This window comes from Alienimonas chondri (genome assembly GCF_013036045.1).
GTDB classification, from domain to species: Bacteria; Planctomycetota; Planctomycetia; order Planctomycetales; family Planctomycetaceae; genus Alienimonas; species Alienimonas chondri.
Window position 1 is genome coordinate 1 of record NZ_WTPX01000048.1, and the last position, 19,937, is coordinate 19,937.

A 19,937-nucleotide genomic window follows, 5' to 3' on the forward strand; every position below is an offset into this window, starting at 1 on the left:
GGCCACGGACGTGGTCACGGCGCCGTCCGCCTGCTCGCCGCGGGGGCGGGCGTCGGACTGTTCGGCCTCCTGCTCGCTCCGGCCGTCGGGCTGCAAAACGCGACGCTGGTCGCCGCGGCGGCGGCGATCGTCGGGACCGGCGTTTCATTCTTCCTGCCAGCCTCCCGTGAAAGCCGGTCGGCGTCGGGCGAGACGCGGTCGCGTCGGGCCGTCGATCCGGCGGCCGTCCTGCTGACGCTGTGCTGCGGCGCCCTCGCGGCGGCCGGTCTGCGGGCGGCTCAAGCGTACTTCCCCATCACCGTCGAACTGGCGCTGGGCCGAGGCGCTCTCGCCGTGGCGGGGCTGGGCTTCGGGCTGTGGATCGCCGGTCGGCTGCGGCGTGATCGCCGGGCGCTCGTCGGGGGCACGGTTGCCGCCGTCGGAACCGCGGCGGCGTTCGGCGGCGGCGCTTTGTGGGTCGATCTGAATCTCTGGGCGAACGCGACGATCGACTCGCCGTGGCTGCTGACCGATCTGCGGATCCTCTGCGCCGCCGCGTTCCTGCTGCCGGCCTGCGTCGGGGCGGGGATCGCGGGGCGGGGGGCGAACGGTTCGTTCGGTCTGCTGCCGGTGACGGTCGGCATCGGACTGCTGATCGGCGGCGCGGCCTTGTCCGCGGCGCCGGATGCGTCCGTGCTCGTCGCTTCGGTCGGTCTGTCGGTCGCCGCGACGCTTGTCGCGGCGGTGCGGAGCGGCACGTTCGACGTCCGTTCGCGGGCGGCGTTCGGAGCGACGGCGTTGGCGGCTCTGGGATGCGTGACGGTTTGGAACGCCCCGCCGACCGATGCCGCGAAAACGTTGTTCGGCGTGTTGCCGACGCTCGCTCGGCAGGGCGGCGTGACCGGGCCGACGCTGGGACAGTTGGACGACGCTCGGGAGCTCGCTCGGATCGAAACCGATCGCGACACCGTCACGCTGTATCGCAAGCACGGCACGCTACTGACCGTTCGTCACGACGGCCTCCCCGAAGCGGCCGCGGCGCTGCAACCGACGCTCGCTCCCCGGGACACCGCCGCGATCATGCGGGCGACGCTGCCGCTGTGCTGGGTGCGGGCGCCGAATCGCGTGCTGCTGCTCGGCACGTCCGGGCCTTCCGTCGCGGAGGCCGTGACGCGGTTCCCGGTTCAACAGATCGTCGCCTGTGACGGCCGCGGCGTCGCGATGGACGCAATTCGCAAGGAACTGGTCCGCGGGCGAGCGAACGACCCCTTCGCGGATGAACGCTTCAAACTGCTGCCGCTCGATCCGAACCTCGCGGTGCGGAGCGCGGAACTGCGGGACGCCCCGCGGTTCGACGTCGTCATCGCCGACCCTCCGCATCCCGGTACGGCGGACGCCGCCGCCGAGGAATCCGCCGCTTTCGCCGCCCGGCTCGCCAACTTGCTGACGCCCGAAGGCATCGCCTGTCGCCGGGTGCGGACCAACGACTGCGGCCCCGAGGCGCTGGCGACCGCGGCGGCCACCTGGCGGACCGCGTTCTCCGAGGTGCGTTGCGTAGAAGTCGGCCGCGGCGAGTTCGCCCTGCTGGGCACGAACGCCCCGGACGGGTTGGTCGACGGGCGATTGGGCGTCCGCGCCGACCGCCCGCACGTCCGACGGTTGATGGCTGAATGCGGTTGGGACTGGAGCGTTCCCCTGAACCTCAACGTGGTGGCGCCCGATCGCATCGCGGATCTGGTGGCCGATGCGGCTCCGGTCACGCCCGCCGACGGCCGCACCGCCTTCGCCCTTCCGCGGGCCATGCAAGCCTGGGACGACAAGCCGACCGCCGTCGCCGCCGTCCTCGCCCCGGTGTCGAGTCAGGTGCTGGAAACCGCCGTGCCCGCAGTTGAGCGCCGTCGCGTCGATCATCGCCTGCAGGAGGTGATCGCCCGGCGTCAGTTGCACCTCGAATACCCGGACCGCCCCTGGGTCTATCGACAGGAGTTGAAGAAGCGACTGACCAAGAGCATCCGCAGCGTGATTCGGCAGACCTCCGCCGGCCCGCAGACCGTGCGTCACCCGGAGGACGAACGGCGGGTGCAGTTCGTCGAAGCGCTGTCCGCGGCGACGAATCTGTCCGACGTGAATCTCGCGGCGTTGGAGACCTTCGCCGCCCCCTTCGATCCGATGCTCACCCCGGCCCTGCCGGCGGAGTTGGCCCGGCTGTACGCCCGCCGGGGCGACCGGCCCGCGGCGTTGCTGCGCTGCCTGCTGACGGCCGTGCATCGCGCCCCGGCCGGCGATCGCAGTGTGCGAGGCGTCTGCGATGCCCTGGAAGTGTTGAAGGAGCATCCCGAGGTGATCCCCGACGCCGGCGAACGGTACGATACCGCCAACGGATTGCTGCAGGTGCTCAAGGCGCGTTGGGAACTGCGGGGCCGCGATCAGTTGGTGAACGGCTGGCCCGCCAAGACCGGCGTCGCTCTGCACGACGTGACGGAAAGCCTCGACGCGGTGAACGACGGTTTCGCGATCCTCGCCGCCGCCGCCGAGGAGGCCGGGGTGCCCGATGCCGACCGCGAAACCCGGCAGGCGTGGCTGACGCGCTCGCTGGTTCGTCCGCTGCGATCGCATCGCACGAGCCTGCAGGAGACGCACGATCGCCGCCTGTCGAACGCCGACGCCCTCGCCGCCGAGGCCGCCGGGCATGCCACCGAAGAGGAGGCCGATCCGCGGGAGATGTTGAAGGGACTGGAATCGACCGAACTGGTCGTCGATCCGACGGTTCGTTGATGGACCCGGGCTGAACGACCGCGGGCGGAATCCGAGGGGGCGGGGCGGTACGATGCCGCCTCGCCCCCTCTGTTTCCCCGCCCCCGATACGCCATGACCGGACCGACCGTCGCCGTGGCGCTGCCCGCCGCCGGCCGCGGCACGCGGTTCGGGGGAGAGGTCCGCAAGGCCTATGCCGAACTGCACGGCGTGCCGCTATGGCGACGTTCGCTGACGCTGTTCACCTCGCTGCCGCAGGTCGTGCGGGTGGTGCTGGTCGTCGCGGCGGACGACGTGACGCGGTTCACGACGGAGAATCTGGCGCTCCTCGATGCGGAGAACCGCGACGGCGTCCGCGTGATCGTGACGGCCGGCGGTGCGGAGCGGGTCGATTCCGTCGCGAACGGCATCGCGCGCTGCGGGGACGCGGATCTGATCGCCGTGCACGACGCGGCCCGCCCGTTGGCGACGCGGGAGGATCTCGAAGCGGTGTTCGCCGAAGCCGCCGCCAGCGGCGCCGCGCTGCTCTGCACGCCGATCGCCAGCACCGTGAAGCGGGTGCGGGACGGGCGCGTCGTGGAGACCGTGCCCCGCGGCGACCTGTGGGCGGCTCAGACGCCGCAGGTCGCGCGAGCGGACTTGATGCGGCGGGCGTTCGCCCAGCGCATCGACGATGATCGCCCGCCGGCGACGGACGAAGCCGAACTGCTCGAACGGGCCGGCATCCCGGTCCGCGTCGTGCGCGGGTCGGCTCGAAACTTCAAAATCACCACCCCGGACGATTACGCCCTCGCCGACGCGCTGCTGCGGTCGGACGTCGGCTCGCCGGGCGAATCACGAAATAGGACGGGGGAGCCGCACCGTGGCTGACGCATCGACCGGTCAACCGTTTCGTCTGCCCTGCCCGAAGTGCGGGTCGATTCTCAAGCTGCGCGACCGTCGCGTGTTGGGGAAGGTCGGCAAGTGCCCGAGTTGCCAGCACAAGTTCAAGCTGAAGGAACCGGAGCCGGTGGTCGAGTTGGAACTCGACAGCCCCGCCGGCGTGACGTTCGATGCCGCCGACTCCCGCGAAGCGACGCCCAAGAAAGAAGCGCCCGCCGCCCCGGTCATCGTCCCGACGGCCGACTCGACCGCGGGCCCCCTGGCCGCGGCCCCCGTGGTGGCCGCGGCGGAACCGGAAGGGTCGGTTCTCAAGCAGCGCCGTCGCAGCAAGAAGCGCAGTCGCACCCCGGAGATCGTCGTCGGCGTCCTGTCGGCAATCGGCATCGGGGCGGTCGCCTACTTCGTCAACGACGCGATGAACGCCCCGCCCCCCGGGCCGCAGCAGGCGACGGAGCAGGTGAAGCAGGAACGGGCCGAGCAGCGCGAGCGGGAAGCCTCCGGCTTCGACGCGACCGCGGGCGCCGCGTCGGCGCTGGCGGCGGGCGATCGGGAGATCGAGCCGATCACGCTCCGGGCGATGCCGGCCGGGGTTTCGATGTTGGTTCACATGCGGCCGGCGGAGCTGTGGGGACCGAAGTGGGAGGACACCCGCCTCGCCACCGGCCCGCTCGCCGCGTGGGCGGAGACGGAGCTGACGGAACTCACCGGTTACCCGCCGCAGGCGATGGAGGAATGCACCGTCGGCTGGGTGATGGGACCGCGGGGCAGCGTGCCGAAGCCGGCGGTCGTCTTCACCTTCGCCGAGCCGCCGCAGCGGTCCGAACTCGTGCTGAACCTGCCCGGCACGCTGACGGAACAGTACGCCGTTCCGATGCAGATCGACTCCGACAGACAGTTGGCGATCGTCGTGCTGAACGACCCGGACGATCCGGCTGCGAAGCCGGTCGGGATGGCCTTCGCTCCGGCGGAGTTCGCCCCGGACCTCGACCCGGTCGCGGCGCTGACCGCCCCCGCGGTCGAGGGCTTGTTGCCGGCGACCGATCGCACGGCGCCGCTGACGGTGTTATTCCAACCGCTCGATCTCGATCTGCATCGGGAAACGCTGTTCGCTGATAACGTCCGGCCGCTGGCGGATGCTGTATACGCCTCGTTCGGCGGATGGACCGAGGCGGTCGCGGTCGGCTTCGGGCCGGCAGCCGACGGGGACGACGTGGCCGTGACGCTCGCGGTGCGGGGCACGACGGACGACGTCGCCAGCACCCTCGGCCGCACGGCGGCGAAGGAGCTGGGGACGCTGCCTGAGGAATTGCTCGCCTATGTCCGCACGCTGGTCCCGGCGACGGTCGGGCGTCAGCGACTGGTCGGCCGGCTGCCGGCGATGCTCGCCGCGGCGATCAACGGCCGCGTCGGCGGGACGGAGGATCGGGTCTATCGATCCGCGGTGAAGCTGCCGAAGGCGGCGGGACCGAACTTCGCACTTGCCTCCCTGCTGACTTGGGAAGCCGGACTCAGCGGCCAGCGAACCGCCGCCCCGACCATCGTCGCCGCGGCGCCCGACAACGCCACGCTGATCGAAAAACTGGATCGGGTCGTCGACATCGACTTCCGTCGCACCCCGATGCAGGAGGCTTTCCAGTTTATCGCCGAGGAGGCGAAGTTCACCGTGGAACTGGACGGCGGGGCGATCGGCGACGGCGGGATGACGCAGAACATGACTCAGGAGTTCGCCCTCGGCCGCGTGCCGGCGAAGGAGGCGATCGCCCGCATCATGCAGAACCATCCGAAGCTGGCGGTCGTCGCCGACACGCCGCAGAAGGGCACGCTGCTGGTGACGACCTACAAAGCCGCGAAGGCCGCCGGGCAGACGCCGCTGCCGATCGGACCCGGCCCGCCGGCGGAGTGAGCGTCGAATCGTCATGAGCCGCCCGCCTCTCCGAAAACCGACGACGCCGGTCCGTCGCCCGCCGCCCGCCGCGTTCCGCTGCCCCGCCTGCGACGAGGCGTTGCGGGTGCGGGGCGATCGGGTCGGAGGAGCGGGGAGCGGACAGGCGTTCGATTGCCCGTCCTGCGGCGCCGGTTTGCTGCTCAGTCGGGACGACGGGGGCGAAGTCGCGGTTCGCACGGTCGGCGGGGCCGTCGCCCGCCCGACGCCGCGTTGGCCCTTCGCTCTCGCCGCGGTCGGGGTGGGATGCGCGCTGACCGCCGGTTGGCTCGTGCTGCGGAGCGGACCGGAGCGGCCTGAATCGAACGATCGGACGGAAATCGCCGTCGCTCAGCCGAGGCCGCCCGATGAGGACGCGATCGTCGGCCCGCCCTCGGTTGCTGCTGAGGGGCCGCCTGTGGAACCCGAACCGGTCGTTCCTCAGCCAACCGTTCCAGACCCGGTCACGCCGGAGCCGATCGTCCCGGAAACGGTTGAACCGGAACCGATCGACCCGCCGAAGCCGGTGCGGCCCGCGGTCACGGCGCCGCGACCGAGCGAGGATCTCGCGGTGCGCCGCATCGAGCGGCGGCTCGACGCGACGCTCTCCTCCTATCGCATGTCGGCGCCCCGTCCGCTGCGTGAGATCGTCGCCGATTTCGAAGACCTGCTGCGGGTTCGCATCACCGTCGAGGGGACGAACGATCCGCCGGTGCAGCTGAACGTCGCGGAGCCGACGACGGTCCGGGAGGCGTTGGAGGCGCTCGCCGATGCCGCCGGTCGCCGGGTTCGGACCGAGACGGACGGGGTGCGATTGGTTCCGTCCGCGTCCACCGGTTCGCCGTCGCCGACAGGCGGCGCGCCTCCGTGAGCGGGCGCGCCGCCTATCGGCGACGGCGAAGCGAGGCGAATCATTCGCGGGAGTGGGCGTTGACGGGGATCGAATGACTCGATGCGGAGGCGTTCTTGGCGAGCGTGACCGTCAGCAATCCGTCCTTCAACTCGGCGCTCACCCCCGCCGGATCGACGGCGGCGGGCAGGGAGACGGACCGGCTGAACGCTCCGTGGGGGCGTTCTCGCAGAGCCGGCGTGGTGCCGGGCGCGGCGGGGAAGGCCGGCAGCGAGCCGGCGATCGTGAGGATGCTGCCGGACAGATCGACGGTCACCCCGCCCGGCTTCACGCCGGGAAGGTCGACCCGCACCACGACTGCATCCGGGGCGTCCGTCAGATCCAGCGGCGGGAACGGCTGCTTGCGGGGCGGCGCCTTGATGCCCACGGCGTCGAGGGCTTTTTCGCCCTGATTCACCGCGGTTTCCACCAGCCGTTCTACCTCCGACCGCACTCGATCAACCGCGGACTGGACCGTGCTGCTGCTGGCGCCGGCGTGGCTGGACGTATGAGAACTGGAGGACGTGGCGGAGGCATGGATGGTCATGGGAGGTGCGTGATTAGCGATGGTGGGGATGAACGGGGATTCGCGGCGGGGGCGGCGATCTTGGATTCGCCCAGTCTAATCGACGACCGCGGTCGGGACGGTCGGGTCGCCCGGCGCCGCTGAACGGTAGGCTTGGGCCTCCCGATTCGACTGTACGCCGGTTTGACTGCACGCCCGATGGCCGCCGCTTCGCCCGACCACCGACACGCCGCCTATGTGGGCAGCTTCGATCCGGTCACGCTGGGGCACGAGGATATCATCCGACGCGGCGCCAAGTTGTTCGACCGGCTCACCGTGGGCGTGGGCATCAACCCAGACAAGAACCCGCTGTTCACCCCGGCGGAGCGTGTCGATCTGATTCGGACGTCGCTGGCCGACCTGCAGAACGTCACCGTGCAGACCTTCGACGGGCTGGCGGTCGATTTCGCCCGTCAGGCTGGCGCCGCGGCACTGCTGCGGGGGGTGCGAAGCCTGATGGACATCGAGGCGGAACTGACGATGTCGCTGACGAACCGCACGCTCGCCCCGGAACTCGAAACCGTGTTCCTGATGGCGCATGAGAACCTGTCGCATGTCTCCAGCAGCCTGATTAAGCAGATCGCCCGCTTCGGCGGCCCGGCGGTCGAGCCGCAGTTGAGGCGATTCGTGCCGGCTTCGGTCGTCGCTCCGCTGCTGCGGAAGTATGCGGCGACGCCCGAGACCGCAACCGCCTCGAAGTAGACCCGGGGAGGCCCGGTTGACGGACGGACGCTGGTGCGATGGGCTGTGGGTTCATCCCGTTCCCCGCACGAAACACTTCCTCCGATGGTCCGCACCGCTTCCACGATGCTCGAACTGGGCACGCCGGCTCCGACGTTCTCGCTGCCCGCCGCCGGTGACGGGGGGACGGTGAGCCTCTCGGATTACGAGGGCAAGCCGCTGCTGGTGATGTTCATCAGCAACCACTGCCCGTTCGTGAAGCACCTGCGATCGGCCCTGGCGGAGTTCGGAGAGGAGTACGAGTCGAAGGGGCTGTCGATCGTCGCGATCGGCTCCAACGACGCCGTTGAGTACCCGGACGACAGCTTTGAGAAGATGGCCGAGGAGAAGGCGGACGCCGGCTACACGTTCCCGTACGTCTATGACGAGGACCAAAGCGTCGCGAAGGCCTACAAAGCCGCCTGCACGCCGGACTTCTTCCTGTTCGATTCGAGCCACAAACTGGCCTACCGCGGGCAGTTCGACGACAGCCGCCCGGGCAACGATCTCCCGGTCGACGGCGGCGACCTGCGGGCCGCCGCGGAGCAGGTGATCGCCGGCGCCCCGGTCCCGCCGGACCAGAAGCCGAGCATCGGCTGCAACATCAAGTGGAAGGACGCCCCGGACTACTTCACCGGCCAGCGAGCGGAGTAGTCGCCGCCTAACGCCGAGGCTCCGCGGAGCCTCGGCGTTACGGGATCACTCGTCCGTGTCGAGTTCCGCATCCGCGAGTTTGTCACGCAGATACCCCGCGCGGGCGACGTTGCGTTCGGGGGAACTGAGTTCCTCGCCCTTCAGCTTCTGGAGGTGGGCTGGCTGCGTGTGGATGAACATTTCGTTCACCGTAGCCGGCTCCAGCTCGTCGATCAGGCCGAGGTTCACGCCGAGCCGCAAAGAACTCAGCAGGCCCATCGTCTCGTCGCTGCTGATCGTCTGGGCGCTGCGGAGCACGCCGTGGGCGCGGGCGATCTGGTCGTGCAGGCTGCGACGGTCCTGACGAACGAGCGCCTTCCGCACCCGGCGTTCGTAGGAAATGATGTTCGGGACGACTTCGGCGACCTTCTCGACGAGTTCTTCCTCGGACAGCCCCAGCGTCACCTGATTGCTGATCTGGTAGAAGTCGCCCATCGCCTGTGAGCCTTCGCCGTACAGGCCGCGGACGGCCAGCCGAATCTTCTGCAGGGCCTGAAAAACCTTCTGGATTTCTTTGGTGAGGACCAGCGCCGGGAGGTGCAGCATCACGCTGACCCGCAGGCCGGTACCGCAATTGGTGGGGCAGGCAGTGAGGAAGCCGAACTGCTCGTCGAAGGCGTAGGGCAGGTCGGCCTCAATGGCGTCGTCGACGCCGTTCGCCTTCGCCCAAGCGCCCTTCACGTCGAATCCGCTGGCGAGCACCTGAATCCGCAGGTGATCCTCCTCGTTCATCATCACGGAGACCGTTTCGTCCCGGCTGACCGCGACGCCGCGGGGCCCCTCGCCCTCGGCCAGCTCATGGCTGATGAGCTGTCGTTCGACCAGCAACTGGGCGTCCAGTTCGTCCAGCGTTTCCAGGCCGAACGGGTGCAGCGTGGGGCTGGCGTCGAGATCGCCCAGCGTGCCGGCGAGCAGCGAATAGACCTCCGACTTGGTGGCCTCCTCCGCCCGGGCGGGGAAGGGGAACTGCGAGAGGTTGCGGGCCAGCCGGATGCGGCTGGAAACGACCACGTCGCTATCCGGGCCGGTGCCGCGGAGCCACTCGCCGCTGTTGGCGGTCAGTGTGTCCAGGTGCACCAGGGGGGCTTTCGTCGGCAGCGAGTCGCGTTCGACGCGAGTCGTATTGATTGCGGGGATGGCGATTCTAGATGGACGGCAGGGGCGGTCAACGTGGCGTGCCCCCAGTCGCCGCCGGAAGCATGCTCCCGGCTCGGACTGGCGTCGCAGCGGGTTCGCCCCCACGATGCCCGCCCGATGTCCGCGCCGAACCCCACTCGCCACACGCCGTCCCGCGACGCGTTTCTCGCCCTTGCGAAAGACGTTGATCGCATCGAGGATGAAGGCGATCGCACCACCCTCGTGCCCATCTTCCGTCGCCTGACGGCGGACGCGCTGACGCCGGTGGCGGCGTACCAGAAGCTGCGCTGGGGCGGACGCGGTTTCCTCTTTGAATCGGTCGTCGGCGGGGAGAAGGTCGGCCGGTACAGCTTCGTCGGCGCCGACCCGCGGCTGCTGATCGAGGCCCGCCAGATCGCCCCCGAGCGGCACGAGGTGACCTACCGGGGAACGGACGGCTCGGCGTCCTCGACGCAGACGATCGAGTGCGAAGACCCGCTCGCCAAGTTGGAGAGCCTGCTGGCGGAGTATCGCGTGCTCACCCCGCCCGGCCTCCGGCCCGGCGAACTGCCGGCGTTTCGCGGCGGAGCGGTCGGCTACGCCGGCTACGACACGGTGCGCTACGTCGAACGCCTCCCGGACGCCCCGGAGGACGATCGCGGCCTGCCGGACATGCAGTTCGGCATCTACGACCGACTCGTGGCGTTCGATCACATCAGCAAGACGATCCTCGTGATCGCTCATGCCGAGGCCAGCGCCGACGACCCCGCCGCCAGCTACGCGGCGGCCGTCGAGCGGGTGAACGAGACCGTTCGCCAGCTCCAGCAGGGAATTGCGGACCTGCCGATCACCGACATCGACCCCGTCGCCTCCGTTCCGAAGGAGGAACCGGTCAGCAATATGACCCGGGAGGGCTTCGAAGCGGCGGTCCTGAAGGGGAAGGAGTACATCGCCGCCGGCGACGTGTTCCAGTTCGTCCCCTCGCAGCGGTTTCGCCGCGAGACGCACGCCCGGCCGCTGGATATCTACCGGGCGCTGCGGGTCGTGAACCCCTCGCCGTTCATGTTCCTGCTCAACGGCCCGGACTGCACGCTGATCGGGGCGTCGCCGGAGATCATGGTGCGGGTCGAAACCCGCGACGACGCGACGCCGGAGGACCACAAACGGGACGTAACGATTCGCCCGCTGGCCGGCACCCGCAGGCGGGGGGCCACCCCGGCCGAAGACGACGCCCTCGCCGCGGAACTGCTGGCCGATCCCAAGGAGCGGGCGGAGCACGTCATGCTGATCGACCTCGCCCGGAACGACGTCGGCCGCGTGTCGCGGTTCGGTTCGGTGCGTCTGACAGACGTGATGGAGGTGGAGCGGTACAGCCACGTGATGCACCTCACCTCGAACGTCCGTGGCATGTTGAAGCCGGGGCTGACGGCGCTGGACGCCCTGCGGTCCGGGCTGCCGGCGGGCACGGTCAGCGGCGCCCCGAAGGTGCGGGCGATGGAGATTATCGACGAACTCGAACCGCATCGCCGTGGCCCCTACGGCGGGGCGGTGGGTTATGTCGACTTCGGCGGCGACATGGACGTCTGCATCGCCCTGCGGACGATGGTGATGGTCGGCCAGACGGTCGACGTGCAGGCCGGCTGCGGCGTCGTCGCGGACAGCGATCCGAGCCTTGAATACGAAGAAACCGTCCACAAGGCCCGCGCCCTGCTGCGAGCAATCGACGTGGCGGAGGGGCAGCTGTGAGCGCTCCCCCCGCTTCGCCGTCGCCGCCAGGCGGCGCGGATCTTCCGGTCGGCGCGCCGCCTGGCGGCGACGGCGAAGCGGGGGGCGTCGAGGAACCGCCGAAGACGCTGCGCGGCACGCTCAAACACCTCGGTCCCGGCGTGATCATCGCGGGGGCGATCGTCGGGTCGGGCGAGCTGTTCGCCACGACCGGGACCGGGGCGAAGGTCGGCATCGGACTGCTGTGGCTGATCCTGCTGGGCTGCGGGATCAAGGTGTTCGTGCAGGTGGAACTCGGCCGGGCTGCGGTCGCGACGGGGCGGACGACGCTCGATCTGCTCAACGCCGTCCCCGGCCCGCGGCTGCCGACGGGGCGCCGCAGGAGCGTGAACTGGGTCGTGCTGCTGTGGGCCTTAATGATGCTCACGCAGCTCGGACAGGTCGGCGGACTCGCCGGCGGGGTGGGTCAGGCGATGAACCTCGCCTTCCCGTGGTTCGGTACGCACGGCGCGGCCCTCTGGGCGGCGGTCGCCGGCGTGTTGACGGCGGCGCTCCTGTGGGGCGGACGCTATCGGCTCATTCAGGCGCTCTCCGCCGTGCTGGTCGCGGCGTTCACCGCGCTGACGGTCGGCAATGCGGTTGCTTTGCAGAGCAGCGAAGAGTTCGCCCTCCCGACCGGCGATCTGCTGGCCGGACTGAACCCGCTGAACGATCTCGTCGTCGCCCCGGATGCGGTGTTCATCGCCCTCGCCGCGTTCGGATTGATCGGCGTCGGGGCGACGGAACTGGTCGCCTACCCGTACTGGTGCTTGGAGAAGGGCTACGCCCGCTTCACCGGGAGACGGCCCGGGGAGGGCGCCGAAGGGGCGATTGAATGGACGGCCCGGGCGAAGGGCTGGATGCGGGTGATGCGGGCGGACGCCTTCGCGGCGCTGTGCGTCTACACCGTCAGCACGGTGGCGTTCTATCTGATCGGCGCCGCCGTGCTGCATCCGACCGGCGTGCGGCCGGAGGGCAGCGAGACGATCGCGGCGCTCGCCACCGCGTATGAGCCAGTGTTCGGAAAGGAGGCTGGGTGGCTGTTCCTGGCCGGGGCGGTCGCGGTGCTCTATTCGACCCTGCTGATCGCCACCGCGGCGAACGCCCGCATGTGGGCCGACGGCCTCCGCATCGCCGGCTGGTTGCCCGAGGGCGAACCGACGTACGTGCGCGCGGTGAAGGTTCTCTCCGTCCTGCTGACGGCGATCAGCGTCGGGCTGTTCGCGTTCGTCAGCTCCGACCCGGTGCTGCTGGTCGTGATCGGCGGCGTCGCCCAGAGCCTGCTGTTGCCGGTGCTGGGCGTCTCGGCGGTTTGGCTGCGGTTTCGGGTCGCTCCTCCGGGCCTGCGGCCGGGCGCGGCGTGGACGGCCTGTCTGTTCCTCAGCGTCGCCGGCTTGTTGGTCGCCGGGGCGTTCGGCGGGTACTCGGCGGTGATGAAGCTAATTGGTCTGACTTCGTCCTCCCCTCTCCCTTTTTTAGGGGAGAGGGGCTGGGGGTGAGGGGAGAGCGACAGCCAGTCATCTCTGATGCTCCGGCATCCCGTCCATTCGTCACTCCGGGAATGCCGGTGGGTGAGCGCTCGCCACCCTCACCCCCGGCCCCTCTCCCTGAGGGAGAGGGGAGACGCGCGTTCGTTCACTCGTGCCGCATGGTCGCCTGGCCTCGGAAGCTCTTCCCGCCGAGCCATCGCAGCGTGCCCCAGCCGGCCTGATCCCACGGCACGACGACCCGCACGGTGACGCGATCGCCGCTCGCGGAGTCGGCGAGATCCTCCGGCGGCGAGCCGGTCCGATCCGGCCCCGGCCGCACGGTGATCGTCATGTCGACGTGCTCCGGGTCGATATCCGCAGCGTTCTGGAGGAACTCCGTGACATGCGTGCGAACCTCCTCGCCGTCGCTGCCGTACAGGATCGCCCGACGGGCGCCCTCCCGGGCGGCGTTCGTCACCAACTGGCCGACCATCATCGCTCGGCCGAATTCGACCATCGCCAAGATGGCCAGGAAAAAGATCGGCAGCACGATCGCCGCCTCCACCAACGCCGCCCCGCGACGGCGCTGTGCGGAACAACGAGCTCGCTGTGTGCGGAACATGGGCGGAAGGCTTAGGAGAGGGACGACGCTCGACCGTAGGTCATGGTTCCTGCACGTAACGCTGAGGCTCCGCGGAGCGTCAGCGTTACGACCCGGGTGATGCGTCGGATGCCGAGTTTGCGGGTCGCTCGGCCCCCCGGTACGGTCGCCGCATGGCTGACGAACCCACCATCTTTCAGAAGATTCTCGACGGCGAGATCCCGGCGGACGTCGTCTTGGAGAACGACGACTGCCTCGCCTTCCGGGACGTGAACCCGCAGGCGCCGGTGCACGTGTTGGTCATCCCCAAACGGCCGATCGTGAGCCTGCACACGGCGACGGACGCCGACGTCGAACTGCTCGGCAAGTGCCTGCGGATGTGCGACGCCGTCGCGGAGAAGGAGGGCTGCCAAGAGGCCTACCGCGTGATCGCCAACAGCGGCGCCGGCGCCGGTCAGAGCGTCTTTCATCTGCACTTTCATGTGATGGGCGGGCGGGAGCTGTCTTGGCCGCCGGGCTGACCGAACCGCCGCCCGGCGCCCTCATCGACGTGGTCGAAACGCCCGGGCTTGAACACGGGCCGGGGCCGTCCGGCGACCACGGCCGGCTCGTGCTGAGCGTGCCCCCGGGGAAGAAGCGGGCACGATCGCTGCTGATCTTCACGCTGCTTTGGAACGCGATCTCCTGGACGGTCGCGGGGGCGTTCTGGGGCGTCGCCTTGACCGAGGGCGTCGATTGGACCCTCGTCCCGGCCGAGAACGAGAACGGCCCCGTGCCGTGGTTCGTGCTGCCGCTGACGGGCCTCTTCCCCGCGATCGGGGTCGGCTTGGCGTTCTGGTGGACGAAGATGCGATACACCCGCACGCTGGTGTTCGCGGAGCGAGGCTCGAAAGCGGGAACCGGCACGGTCGCCGTGCGGACGGAGTGGTTCGGTCGGCAGAAGACTCGCAGCGTGTCGCTCGTCCCCGGCGATCGCGCGACGCTGGAAGAGGCGTATCAGGAGAACGACGTCCCGCGGCATCGCGTGCGGGTCGGGCCGAAGGAGGTGGACGATCGCACCGTCTCCTTCGGCACGATGTGGGATGAAGAACTGGTGCGGTGGGTCGCGGACGCGATCAACCGCACCCTCGGCGTGGACGCTCCGGACGAGTTCGGCGACGACCCGGACGCCCCGCCGGAAACGGTTTCCGTGTCCGCTCTCGACGAGTCGGACAACCCCCTCGTCCGGGAGACGCTTGATGCCCGCGGGCGTTCGGTGATCGAAGTTCCCCTCTGGCCCGGCTGGCCCCCGGGCAAGCGGGCGCTGGTCGCCTTCGGCGCGGCGTTCGCGATCCTGTGGTGGACGATCCTCGGCTTCACGGTCGCGGGGGACTGGCGAGAGGCTCGTCGGAACGGCGATTGGTTCGACCCGTTCGGACTGCTGTTCAATCTGCCGTTCGCCGTTGCGGGGCTCGTGTGGGTCTCGGGGCTGATCGCGGTGTGTCGCGCGAAGGTGCGGACGACCGTCGGCGATCAATTCTTGACGGTTCGCTTCGGGACGGGACTGCTGCGCTACACGAAGTCGATCCGGCGGGAGCGAATCGAGGACGTCGTCCTCTGGAAGAACTTCGGCGCGATCAAATCGTCGGGGAGAACGCACCGCATGGCCGTCGCGGCGGTGCGGCTTGCCCCGCCCGAAACGTTCGGCGAGCACTTCCCGCTGAGCCTTGGCGGCGATCGCGCAATGGCGGCGACCGTCGCCGCGCTCGTCCGGCATCGCCTCGAAATGACCGGCTGGAACCCCGCCGACGCCCCGCGTGGCGACGATGTCGCCTGACCCCGCCCCGCGCACGGGGCACGGCGGTTCGCTCGCCCTCCCGCCGCTGCCCACGCCCACGCGGATCAGCGTCACGCGCGCCGATTTGCTCCCGGAACCGGGTCTGGAAGTGCAGGTCGCCGCGGCCACGTCGTTCGGCGGCGGGCTGCTGCGGCACGTGGCGGTCGGTGCGATCGGGCTGGCGATGTGGGGCGCGGTCGTGGCCTTGGCGATCAGCGCGTTCGCCGAGGGCGAGATGGGCTTCGCGGCGTTTCTTTGCGGGTGCACGGGCGTGGTTCTGGTCGGCACGGGCGGGGTCTTCTGGTTGATGAAGGACGAGACGACCCGCCTCGGGCTGACGATGGCCCCGGACGGCGTCACCGCGGAGATGCTCTGGTTCGGCCGACTGCGGACTCGATCGTTGCGGTTCGACCTCGACGGGACGGACCGCCGCCCCCGGCTGTGGGATCCCTCCCCGGAGGCGAACGTCGGCCTGCCGAGACCGTTACGGTGGCGAACCGCCGAGGGAGAGACGGACTTCACCCCCAGCCTGACGACTCAGGACCGAGCCTGGCTGGCGGCCGCCCTCGCCCGCTGCGCGGAAGCCAACGGCCGACCGGACTGGTGCCCCCGCATCCCCGCCCTCGTCGATGCGCCGGCCAGTTCGGCAGACGTCGATTCTCCCTCGCTCCGCATGCTGCGGGAGGAGTCGGGCCGGCTCACGATCGCGTGGCCCGCGAACATGGCTGACGATTTGGGGCCGACGGCGGCTCTCCTCGTCGCCAGCCTTTTCGCGGTCGGCGTGGTGATCGCGGTCGGCATCATGCGAGGGATCGAGGCGGAGGGCGCCGGACTCTGGTTGATGATCGCGCTCCTGCTGAGTTGGGGAACGGCCCATTGGCTCATCAAGGCGATCGGCACGGTGCGGGTCACGATCGACCGTGGCCGCGACGGCGGGCCCCGCGTCCGTCGCTCGTCGGGCATCGGTCCGCTGCGCGTGCGACGCACGTTCATCAGCTCGAATCTGCGGGCGGTGTCGCGGGGATTCCCCGCGGCCGGCAATCCGGACGGCGCCGCCGACCCGCTGCGGGGCTGCGTTTACCTTGTGGTCCGGGATCGCCCGTGGTGGCTCAAACCGTTCGTCGGCGGCTCGGCAGTCCCGCTGCTCCGCGGTACGGGGCCGAGAGGCGCCTCGCTGGCAGAGGCCGTCGTGGGACGTGTGCGGGCGAAGCTGCACGAACTGGGGTGGAACGCGGATGTTCCCGCCGACTGGCGGTTCGGATGGGAGTTCTCGTCGCCGGAGCGCGTTGAATGACGAACGAACCGACAGGGAACGAGGTCGTCTTCGAGGCTTCGTTCGAGCCCTCCCGCTGGGGAAGATCGATGACCGTGCTGGGCGTCGTGGGAGCCCTCGCGGTCTCGATGCTGTGGGCCGCGGCGATGGTCAGTGAGCAACTGGGGAGAGGTCTGGTCGGCGTAAACTGGGGCGAACTGTGGGGCGGATTGGCCTGCTCCGCCGTGCCGTTTTTTCTGGCCGCGGTGTTCTTGGCGGAGACGCGCCTGGGATACGCCCGCATCTGGTTTCGCGTCACGCCGGAGCGCGCCGAATGGGAACGGGTGTGGTGGGGCATGCGGCGGTACGGCACAACGTCGCTCGTGGAGGGCGACGGCTTGATCGACGAACCGGGGCCGTGGTTCGGGGCGGACGAGCACGCGGCCGTCTCGGCCCGTCTCGGCGGGCAGCGGGTCCAGTTGGCGCGGTCGCTCGACGGAGCGAATGGCGCTCGGGTGCGGGCGGGGATCGCGGGCGTCATCGGCGTCGTCCCGCGGGACCGCCCGGCGGGGCCGTGGCTCACATCAGCCGATCCACAGGCTCCCCCGCACCCGGACGTGCAGGTCGGACACGATCGCCGCGGTAGGCCGACGGTGACGACGCCGCTGATGCCGCGAAGCGGGGCCCCTTTTCGGTTATGGATCGCTGGCGGCGTCGCGATCGCGCTCGTCGCTCCGGGGGCGTGGTGGTTGTGGTTCCTTGACGGCTCCCCGATGACCCCCGGTCTGTGGGCGACTTGGCCCGTCGGCGTCGCCGCCGGACTCGCGGCGGGCGCCGGGATCGGCGCGGCGCCCTGGGCGACGGTCCGGGTGACGTTGCTCGCCAAGCCCAATCGGGGCGACCGACTGGCGATTCGCACCGGCTGGGGGCGTTGGCGGGTCGGGCCGCGGGTGAGACTCTCCGGCATTCAAGCCGTCGCCGCGGCGCTGCACCACACGGGGCGGTGGAGCCTCGGCGAGGTTCACGCGAACCTGCCGTGGAAGGCGGCGAGCCGCTACCGACGCAACCCGACCGCGATGCTCGTCCGCCCGGCCCGCTGGGATGGTGCAGAGCAAACGGCGATCCCGCTGACCGGTCGGGTGCCGCATGACGACCCCGCCACCTTCGCCGCCGCGGCGGCCGGGGCGGTGAAGGCGCTACTGATCGAAGCCGATTGGAACGCGAAACCGCCGGCCGATTGGCGCTTCGGTGAGTTCACGGACGATCCCTCGCTGACATGACGACTCCGCACGCCCCCGCCGGCCCGCCGCTGGGATTCCCCCCGCTACCCGCGGGGACGCGGATCCGGGTGCATCGGGCAGAGTTGCACCCGACCCCAATATTGAAGGCGACGGTCGAACCGTTAGAGGCCGACGGTCGCCGGGGATGCCTCGCCGTGTGGCTGCTGGGAGCCGGGGCGGCGGAGGTTCTGGCTTTGATCACTCTCTGGTCGGCGTTCGTCCAGTTCGGGGCCCCAGGTTTCCGCAAGTTGCTGGCCGGTTCCGCCTGCTCGGCGGTTCCCCTGCTGGCGATCGTCGCAAGCATCTGGAGCACATGGCGGCTGATGTTCCGGGCGAGGCTGCGAGCGATGCCGGGGGAGATTCAAGCGACCCGCGAGTGGATCGGAAACCCCGCGCCGCACCGGTCCGACGCCAGCCGGACCTTATTGCTCGCCGAAGGCGATCTCGTGCCGGCGGAGCCGCCGCGGGCCTGGACGATCGGCGCCCCGCCGGCACTGCGAGCGAGAGTGGCCGGACGAACGGTGACCCTTACGCCGGAGGTCACCGAACTCGATCGCAATTGGCTGATCGAGGCGTTGGCTGCCGTGGGCGCGGCGGATCGCTTCCGCCCGATCCACACCGGCATTGTTCGACGTGAGCCGACGATGAAGATGTGGCACGAATCCGATCGCCCGGCGGACGCTGACAAGCAGCCTACGATCTCCGCGTGAGCTCCTCCCCCCGATACCCCCGCCGCTTAAGTAATCGACGGCAGGACTCTGGCGGAGGTGGCAGGAAGAACTTCAGCGGCCGAGAAGCGGGAGCCGTTAGGCCGTTGCACTTGGCGGTGCTGACGCTCGCGTGGCCGGTGTTGGGGGAGCAGGTTCTCGGGTTCGGCGTCGGGCTGTTCGATACGTGGCTCAGCGGGCAGATCAGTCCGGGGGCGACGGCGGCGGTGGGGTTGGCGGCGTACGTCGCCTGGCTGGCGACGATGCTGTTCGGCGTGGTCAGCGTCGGGGCGACGGCGATCGTCGCTCGTCATTGGGGCGCCGGGGAGCCGGCGCTGGCGAACGCCGTCGCGAACCGCGTGCTGGGGCTGGGGCTGATCGCGGGCCTGCTGTATTACGCCGCGCTCTACCCCCTCGCCCCGTGGCTGGCCCGGGGGCTGGGGATGGAGGGGGAATCGTTCGCGATCGCGGTGCGTTACCTCCGCGTCGACGGGGCGGGGCAGATCGTCACTGCGATGGCCCTCGCCGGGTTCGCTTCGCTGCGGGGCGCCGGCGATATGACGACGCCCCTCATGCTGGGCGCCGGGATGAACCTGCTGAACGCCGCGGCCAGTTGGGCGTTCGTCTACGGCCTCGAACCGCTCGGCCTGCCGGCGTACGGGGCGAACGGGATCGTGTACGGCACCGTCGTCGCCCGGACGTTGGGCGGGCTGGCGCTGCTGGCGACGCTGGCCAGCGGGGCGACGCGGTTGCGGCTGATCGGTTCGGAACTGCTGCCGGACCGAGCGACGACCGCCCGCGTGCTGAAGATCGGTCTCCCCGCGGCGTTTGACGGCGCGATCCGCTGGGGCGGGCATTTCGCCTTCCTCGCCCTGATCGCTCGCCTGCCGACGACCGCAACGAGCGCCGCCGTCGCCGGGAGCGGCGGCGGGGACGTGACGTTCGCCGCGCACATCGTGGCGGTGCGATTGGAGGCGATCACCTATCTCCCGTCGGTCGCGTGGGGCGCCGCGGCGGCGACGATCGTGGGGCAGAGCCTCGGGGCGCGACGCGTGCGGCGGGCGAAGCACGTCGGGCACGTCGCCGCGGGGCAGTGCGCGCTGCTCGGCGCCGCGATCAGCGCCGTGTTCGTGCTCGCGGCGCCGCCCCTGGTCTCCTTCATGCACCTCGATCCGGCGGTGCGGGCGGAGGCCGTGCCGGCGCTGCGGATGCTGGGACTGTTTCAGATCCCGCTGACCGGCAGCATCGTCTACGTCACCGCGCTCAGGGGGGCGGGGGAGACCCGCGTCCCGCTGATCCTCACGCTGGCGGGGATGTACGCCCTTCGCCTGCCGTTGGCGTGGGTGGGCGGCGTGTGGCTCGGCTGGGGTCTGCCGGGAGCGTATCTGGGGATGGGCGGCGACGTGTTCTTCCGGGCGACCGCGGCGGGGATCTGGTTCCGCATCGGCGGGTGGTGGCGGAAGGAGGTGTGAGTCGTCACCTTGGCGGCGTTCGCCCCGCCCCCGCACCTCACCCAGAGGCCTCGCCCG

The 19,937-nt window shown here is 70.3% G+C and carries 17 protein-coding genes; 14 read left to right on the forward strand and 3 right to left on the reverse strand.

Annotated features, from left to right (window positions below):
- The 4 genes from LzC2_RS09030 to LzC2_RS09045 form a co-directional block, all read left to right on the forward strand.
- Positions 1-2,754 (forward strand): polyamine aminopropyltransferase (locus tag LzC2_RS09030; RefSeq protein WP_171186043.1); only part of this gene is annotated, 2,754 nt, incomplete at its 5' end.
- A 93-nt stretch (positions 2,755-2,847) separates the two neighbouring features.
- A complete protein-coding gene (gene ispD / locus LzC2_RS09035) occupies positions 2,848-3,603 on the forward strand; it encodes a 2-C-methyl-D-erythritol 4-phosphate cytidylyltransferase (protein ID WP_171186045.1) in 756 nt (251 codons plus the stop codon).
- Positions 3,596-5,518, forward strand: a complete 1,923-nt coding sequence (locus LzC2_RS09040) for a zinc ribbon domain-containing protein (protein WP_171186047.1) — start codon at positions 3,596-3,598, stop codon at positions 5,516-5,518. Before ispD ends, LzC2_RS09040 begins: the two co-directional genes overlap by 8 nt.
- A gap of 13 nt (positions 5,519-5,531) precedes the next feature.
- Positions 5,532-6,407: a hypothetical protein gene (locus LzC2_RS09045; RefSeq protein WP_171186049.1), complete on the forward strand. Its 876-nt coding sequence runs from the start codon at positions 5,532-5,534 to the stop codon at positions 6,405-6,407.
- A gap of 40 nt (positions 6,408-6,447) precedes the next feature.
- Here LzC2_RS09045 and LzC2_RS09050 read toward each other — a convergent pair whose 3' ends face one another.
- On the reverse strand, positions 6,448-6,972 hold the full coding sequence (locus LzC2_RS09050) for an Hsp20/alpha crystallin family protein (RefSeq protein WP_171186051.1): 525 nt from the start codon (positions 6,970-6,972) through the stop codon (positions 6,448-6,450).
- A 177-nt stretch (positions 6,973-7,149) separates the two neighbouring features.
- Here LzC2_RS09050 and coaD point away from each other — a divergent pair, with 177 nt between their 5' ends.
- Both coaD and LzC2_RS09060 read left to right on the forward strand, forming a co-directional pair.
- A complete protein-coding gene (gene coaD, locus LzC2_RS09055) occupies positions 7,150-7,692 on the forward strand; it encodes a pantetheine-phosphate adenylyltransferase (protein WP_171186053.1) in 543 nt (180 codons plus the stop codon).
- Positions 7,693-7,776: 84 nt separating this feature from the next.
- A complete protein-coding gene (locus LzC2_RS09060) occupies positions 7,777-8,364 on the forward strand; it encodes a thioredoxin family protein (RefSeq protein ID WP_171186055.1) in 588 nt (195 codons plus the stop codon).
- A 45-nt stretch (positions 8,365-8,409) separates the two neighbouring features.
- Here LzC2_RS09060 and LzC2_RS09065 read toward each other — a convergent pair whose 3' ends face one another.
- Positions 8,410-9,480, reverse strand: coding sequence for a protein arginine kinase (locus LzC2_RS09065; protein ID WP_171186057.1), 1,071 nt, complete (start codon positions 9,478-9,480; stop codon positions 8,410-8,412).
- Between the two features lie 177 nt (positions 9,481-9,657).
- Between LzC2_RS09065 and trpE the strand changes: the two genes are divergently transcribed.
- Together trpE and LzC2_RS09075 are read left to right on the forward strand one after the other, a co-directional pair.
- Positions 9,658-11,265 carry an anthranilate synthase component I gene (trpE, locus tag LzC2_RS09070; protein WP_171186059.1) on the forward strand — a complete coding sequence of 536 codons (1,608 nt, stop codon included), beginning with the start codon at positions 9,658-9,660 and terminating at the stop codon, positions 11,263-11,265.
- Positions 11,262-12,782 carry an Nramp family divalent metal transporter gene (locus LzC2_RS09075; protein WP_171186061.1) on the forward strand — a complete coding sequence of 507 codons (1,521 nt, stop codon included), beginning with the start codon at positions 11,262-11,264 and terminating at the stop codon, positions 12,780-12,782. The genes trpE and LzC2_RS09075 overlap by 4 nt, the downstream gene beginning before the upstream one ends.
- A gap of 136 nt (positions 12,783-12,918) precedes the next feature.
- Here the strand turns inward: LzC2_RS09075 and LzC2_RS09080 are convergent, their stop codons facing one another.
- Complete coding sequence (locus tag LzC2_RS09080; protein WP_171186063.1) at positions 12,919-13,374, reverse strand: TadE family protein; 456 nt, start codon at positions 13,372-13,374, stop codon at positions 12,919-12,921.
- 152 nt (positions 13,375-13,526) lie between these two features.
- Between LzC2_RS09080 and LzC2_RS09085 the strand changes: the two genes are divergently transcribed.
- From LzC2_RS09085 to LzC2_RS09110, 6 genes are all read left to right on the forward strand, one after another.
- Positions 13,527-13,874, forward strand: coding sequence for a histidine triad nucleotide-binding protein (locus tag LzC2_RS09085; RefSeq protein ID WP_171186065.1), 348 nt, complete (start codon positions 13,527-13,529; stop codon positions 13,872-13,874).
- Positions 13,859-15,169: a hypothetical protein gene (locus LzC2_RS09090; RefSeq protein WP_171186067.1), complete on the forward strand. Its 1,311-nt coding sequence runs from the start codon at positions 13,859-13,861 to the stop codon at positions 15,167-15,169. Before LzC2_RS09085 ends, LzC2_RS09090 begins: the two co-directional genes overlap by 16 nt.
- Entirely contained in the window at positions 15,159-16,463 is a 1,305-nt protein-coding gene (locus tag LzC2_RS09095; protein WP_171186070.1) for a hypothetical protein, read from the forward strand. The genes LzC2_RS09090 and LzC2_RS09095 overlap by 11 nt, the downstream gene beginning before the upstream one ends.
- On the forward strand, positions 16,460-17,701 hold the full coding sequence (locus LzC2_RS09100) for a hypothetical protein (RefSeq protein ID WP_171186072.1): 1,242 nt from the start codon (positions 16,460-16,462) through the stop codon (positions 17,699-17,701). Before LzC2_RS09095 ends, LzC2_RS09100 begins: the two co-directional genes overlap by 4 nt.
- Positions 17,698-18,411, forward strand: coding sequence for a hypothetical protein (locus tag LzC2_RS09105; RefSeq protein WP_171186074.1), 714 nt, complete (start codon positions 17,698-17,700; stop codon positions 18,409-18,411). Before LzC2_RS09100 ends, LzC2_RS09105 begins: the two co-directional genes overlap by 4 nt.
- A 116-nt stretch (positions 18,412-18,527) precedes the next feature.
- Positions 18,528-19,880: an MATE family efflux transporter gene (locus tag LzC2_RS09110; protein WP_171186076.1), complete on the forward strand. Its 1,353-nt coding sequence runs from the start codon at positions 18,528-18,530 to the stop codon at positions 19,878-19,880.
- The last annotated feature ends 57 nt before the right edge of the window (positions 19,881-19,937 follow it).

Bases quoted from the DNA above. Each gene is read 5' to 3' on its own strand.
- LzC2_RS09080 (WP_171186063.1), bottom strand. From the start codon at position 13,374: ATGTTCCGCACACAGCGAGCTCGTTGTTCCGCACAGCGCCGTCGCGGG.
- LzC2_RS09060 (WP_171186055.1), top strand. From the start codon at position 7,777: ATGGTCCGCACCGCTTCCACGATGCTCGAACTGGGCACGCCGGCTCCG.
- LzC2_RS09050 (WP_171186051.1), bottom strand. From the start codon at position 6,972: ATGACCATCCATGCCTCCGCCACGTCCTCCAGTTCTCATACGTCCAGC.
- LzC2_RS09085 (WP_171186065.1), top strand. From the start codon at position 13,527: ATGGCTGACGAACCCACCATCTTTCAGAAGATTCTCGACGGCGAGATC.
- coaD (WP_171186053.1), top strand. From the start codon at position 7,150: ATGGCCGCCGCTTCGCCCGACCACCGACACGCCGCCTATGTGGGCAGC.
- trpE (WP_171186059.1), top strand. From the start codon at position 9,658: ATGTCCGCGCCGAACCCCACTCGCCACACGCCGTCCCGCGACGCGTTT.
- LzC2_RS09105 (WP_171186074.1), top strand. From the start codon at position 17,698: ATGACGACTCCGCACGCCCCCGCCGGCCCGCCGCTGGGATTCCCCCCG.
- LzC2_RS09100 (WP_171186072.1), top strand. From the start codon at position 16,460: ATGACGAACGAACCGACAGGGAACGAGGTCGTCTTCGAGGCTTCGTTC.
- LzC2_RS09045 (WP_171186049.1), top strand. From the start codon at position 5,532: ATGAGCCGCCCGCCTCTCCGAAAACCGACGACGCCGGTCCGTCGCCCG.
- ispD (WP_171186045.1), top strand. From the start codon at position 2,848: ATGACCGGACCGACCGTCGCCGTGGCGCTGCCCGCCGCCGGCCGCGGC.
- LzC2_RS09095 (WP_171186070.1), top strand. From the start codon at position 15,159: ATGTCGCCTGACCCCGCCCCGCGCACGGGGCACGGCGGTTCGCTCGCC.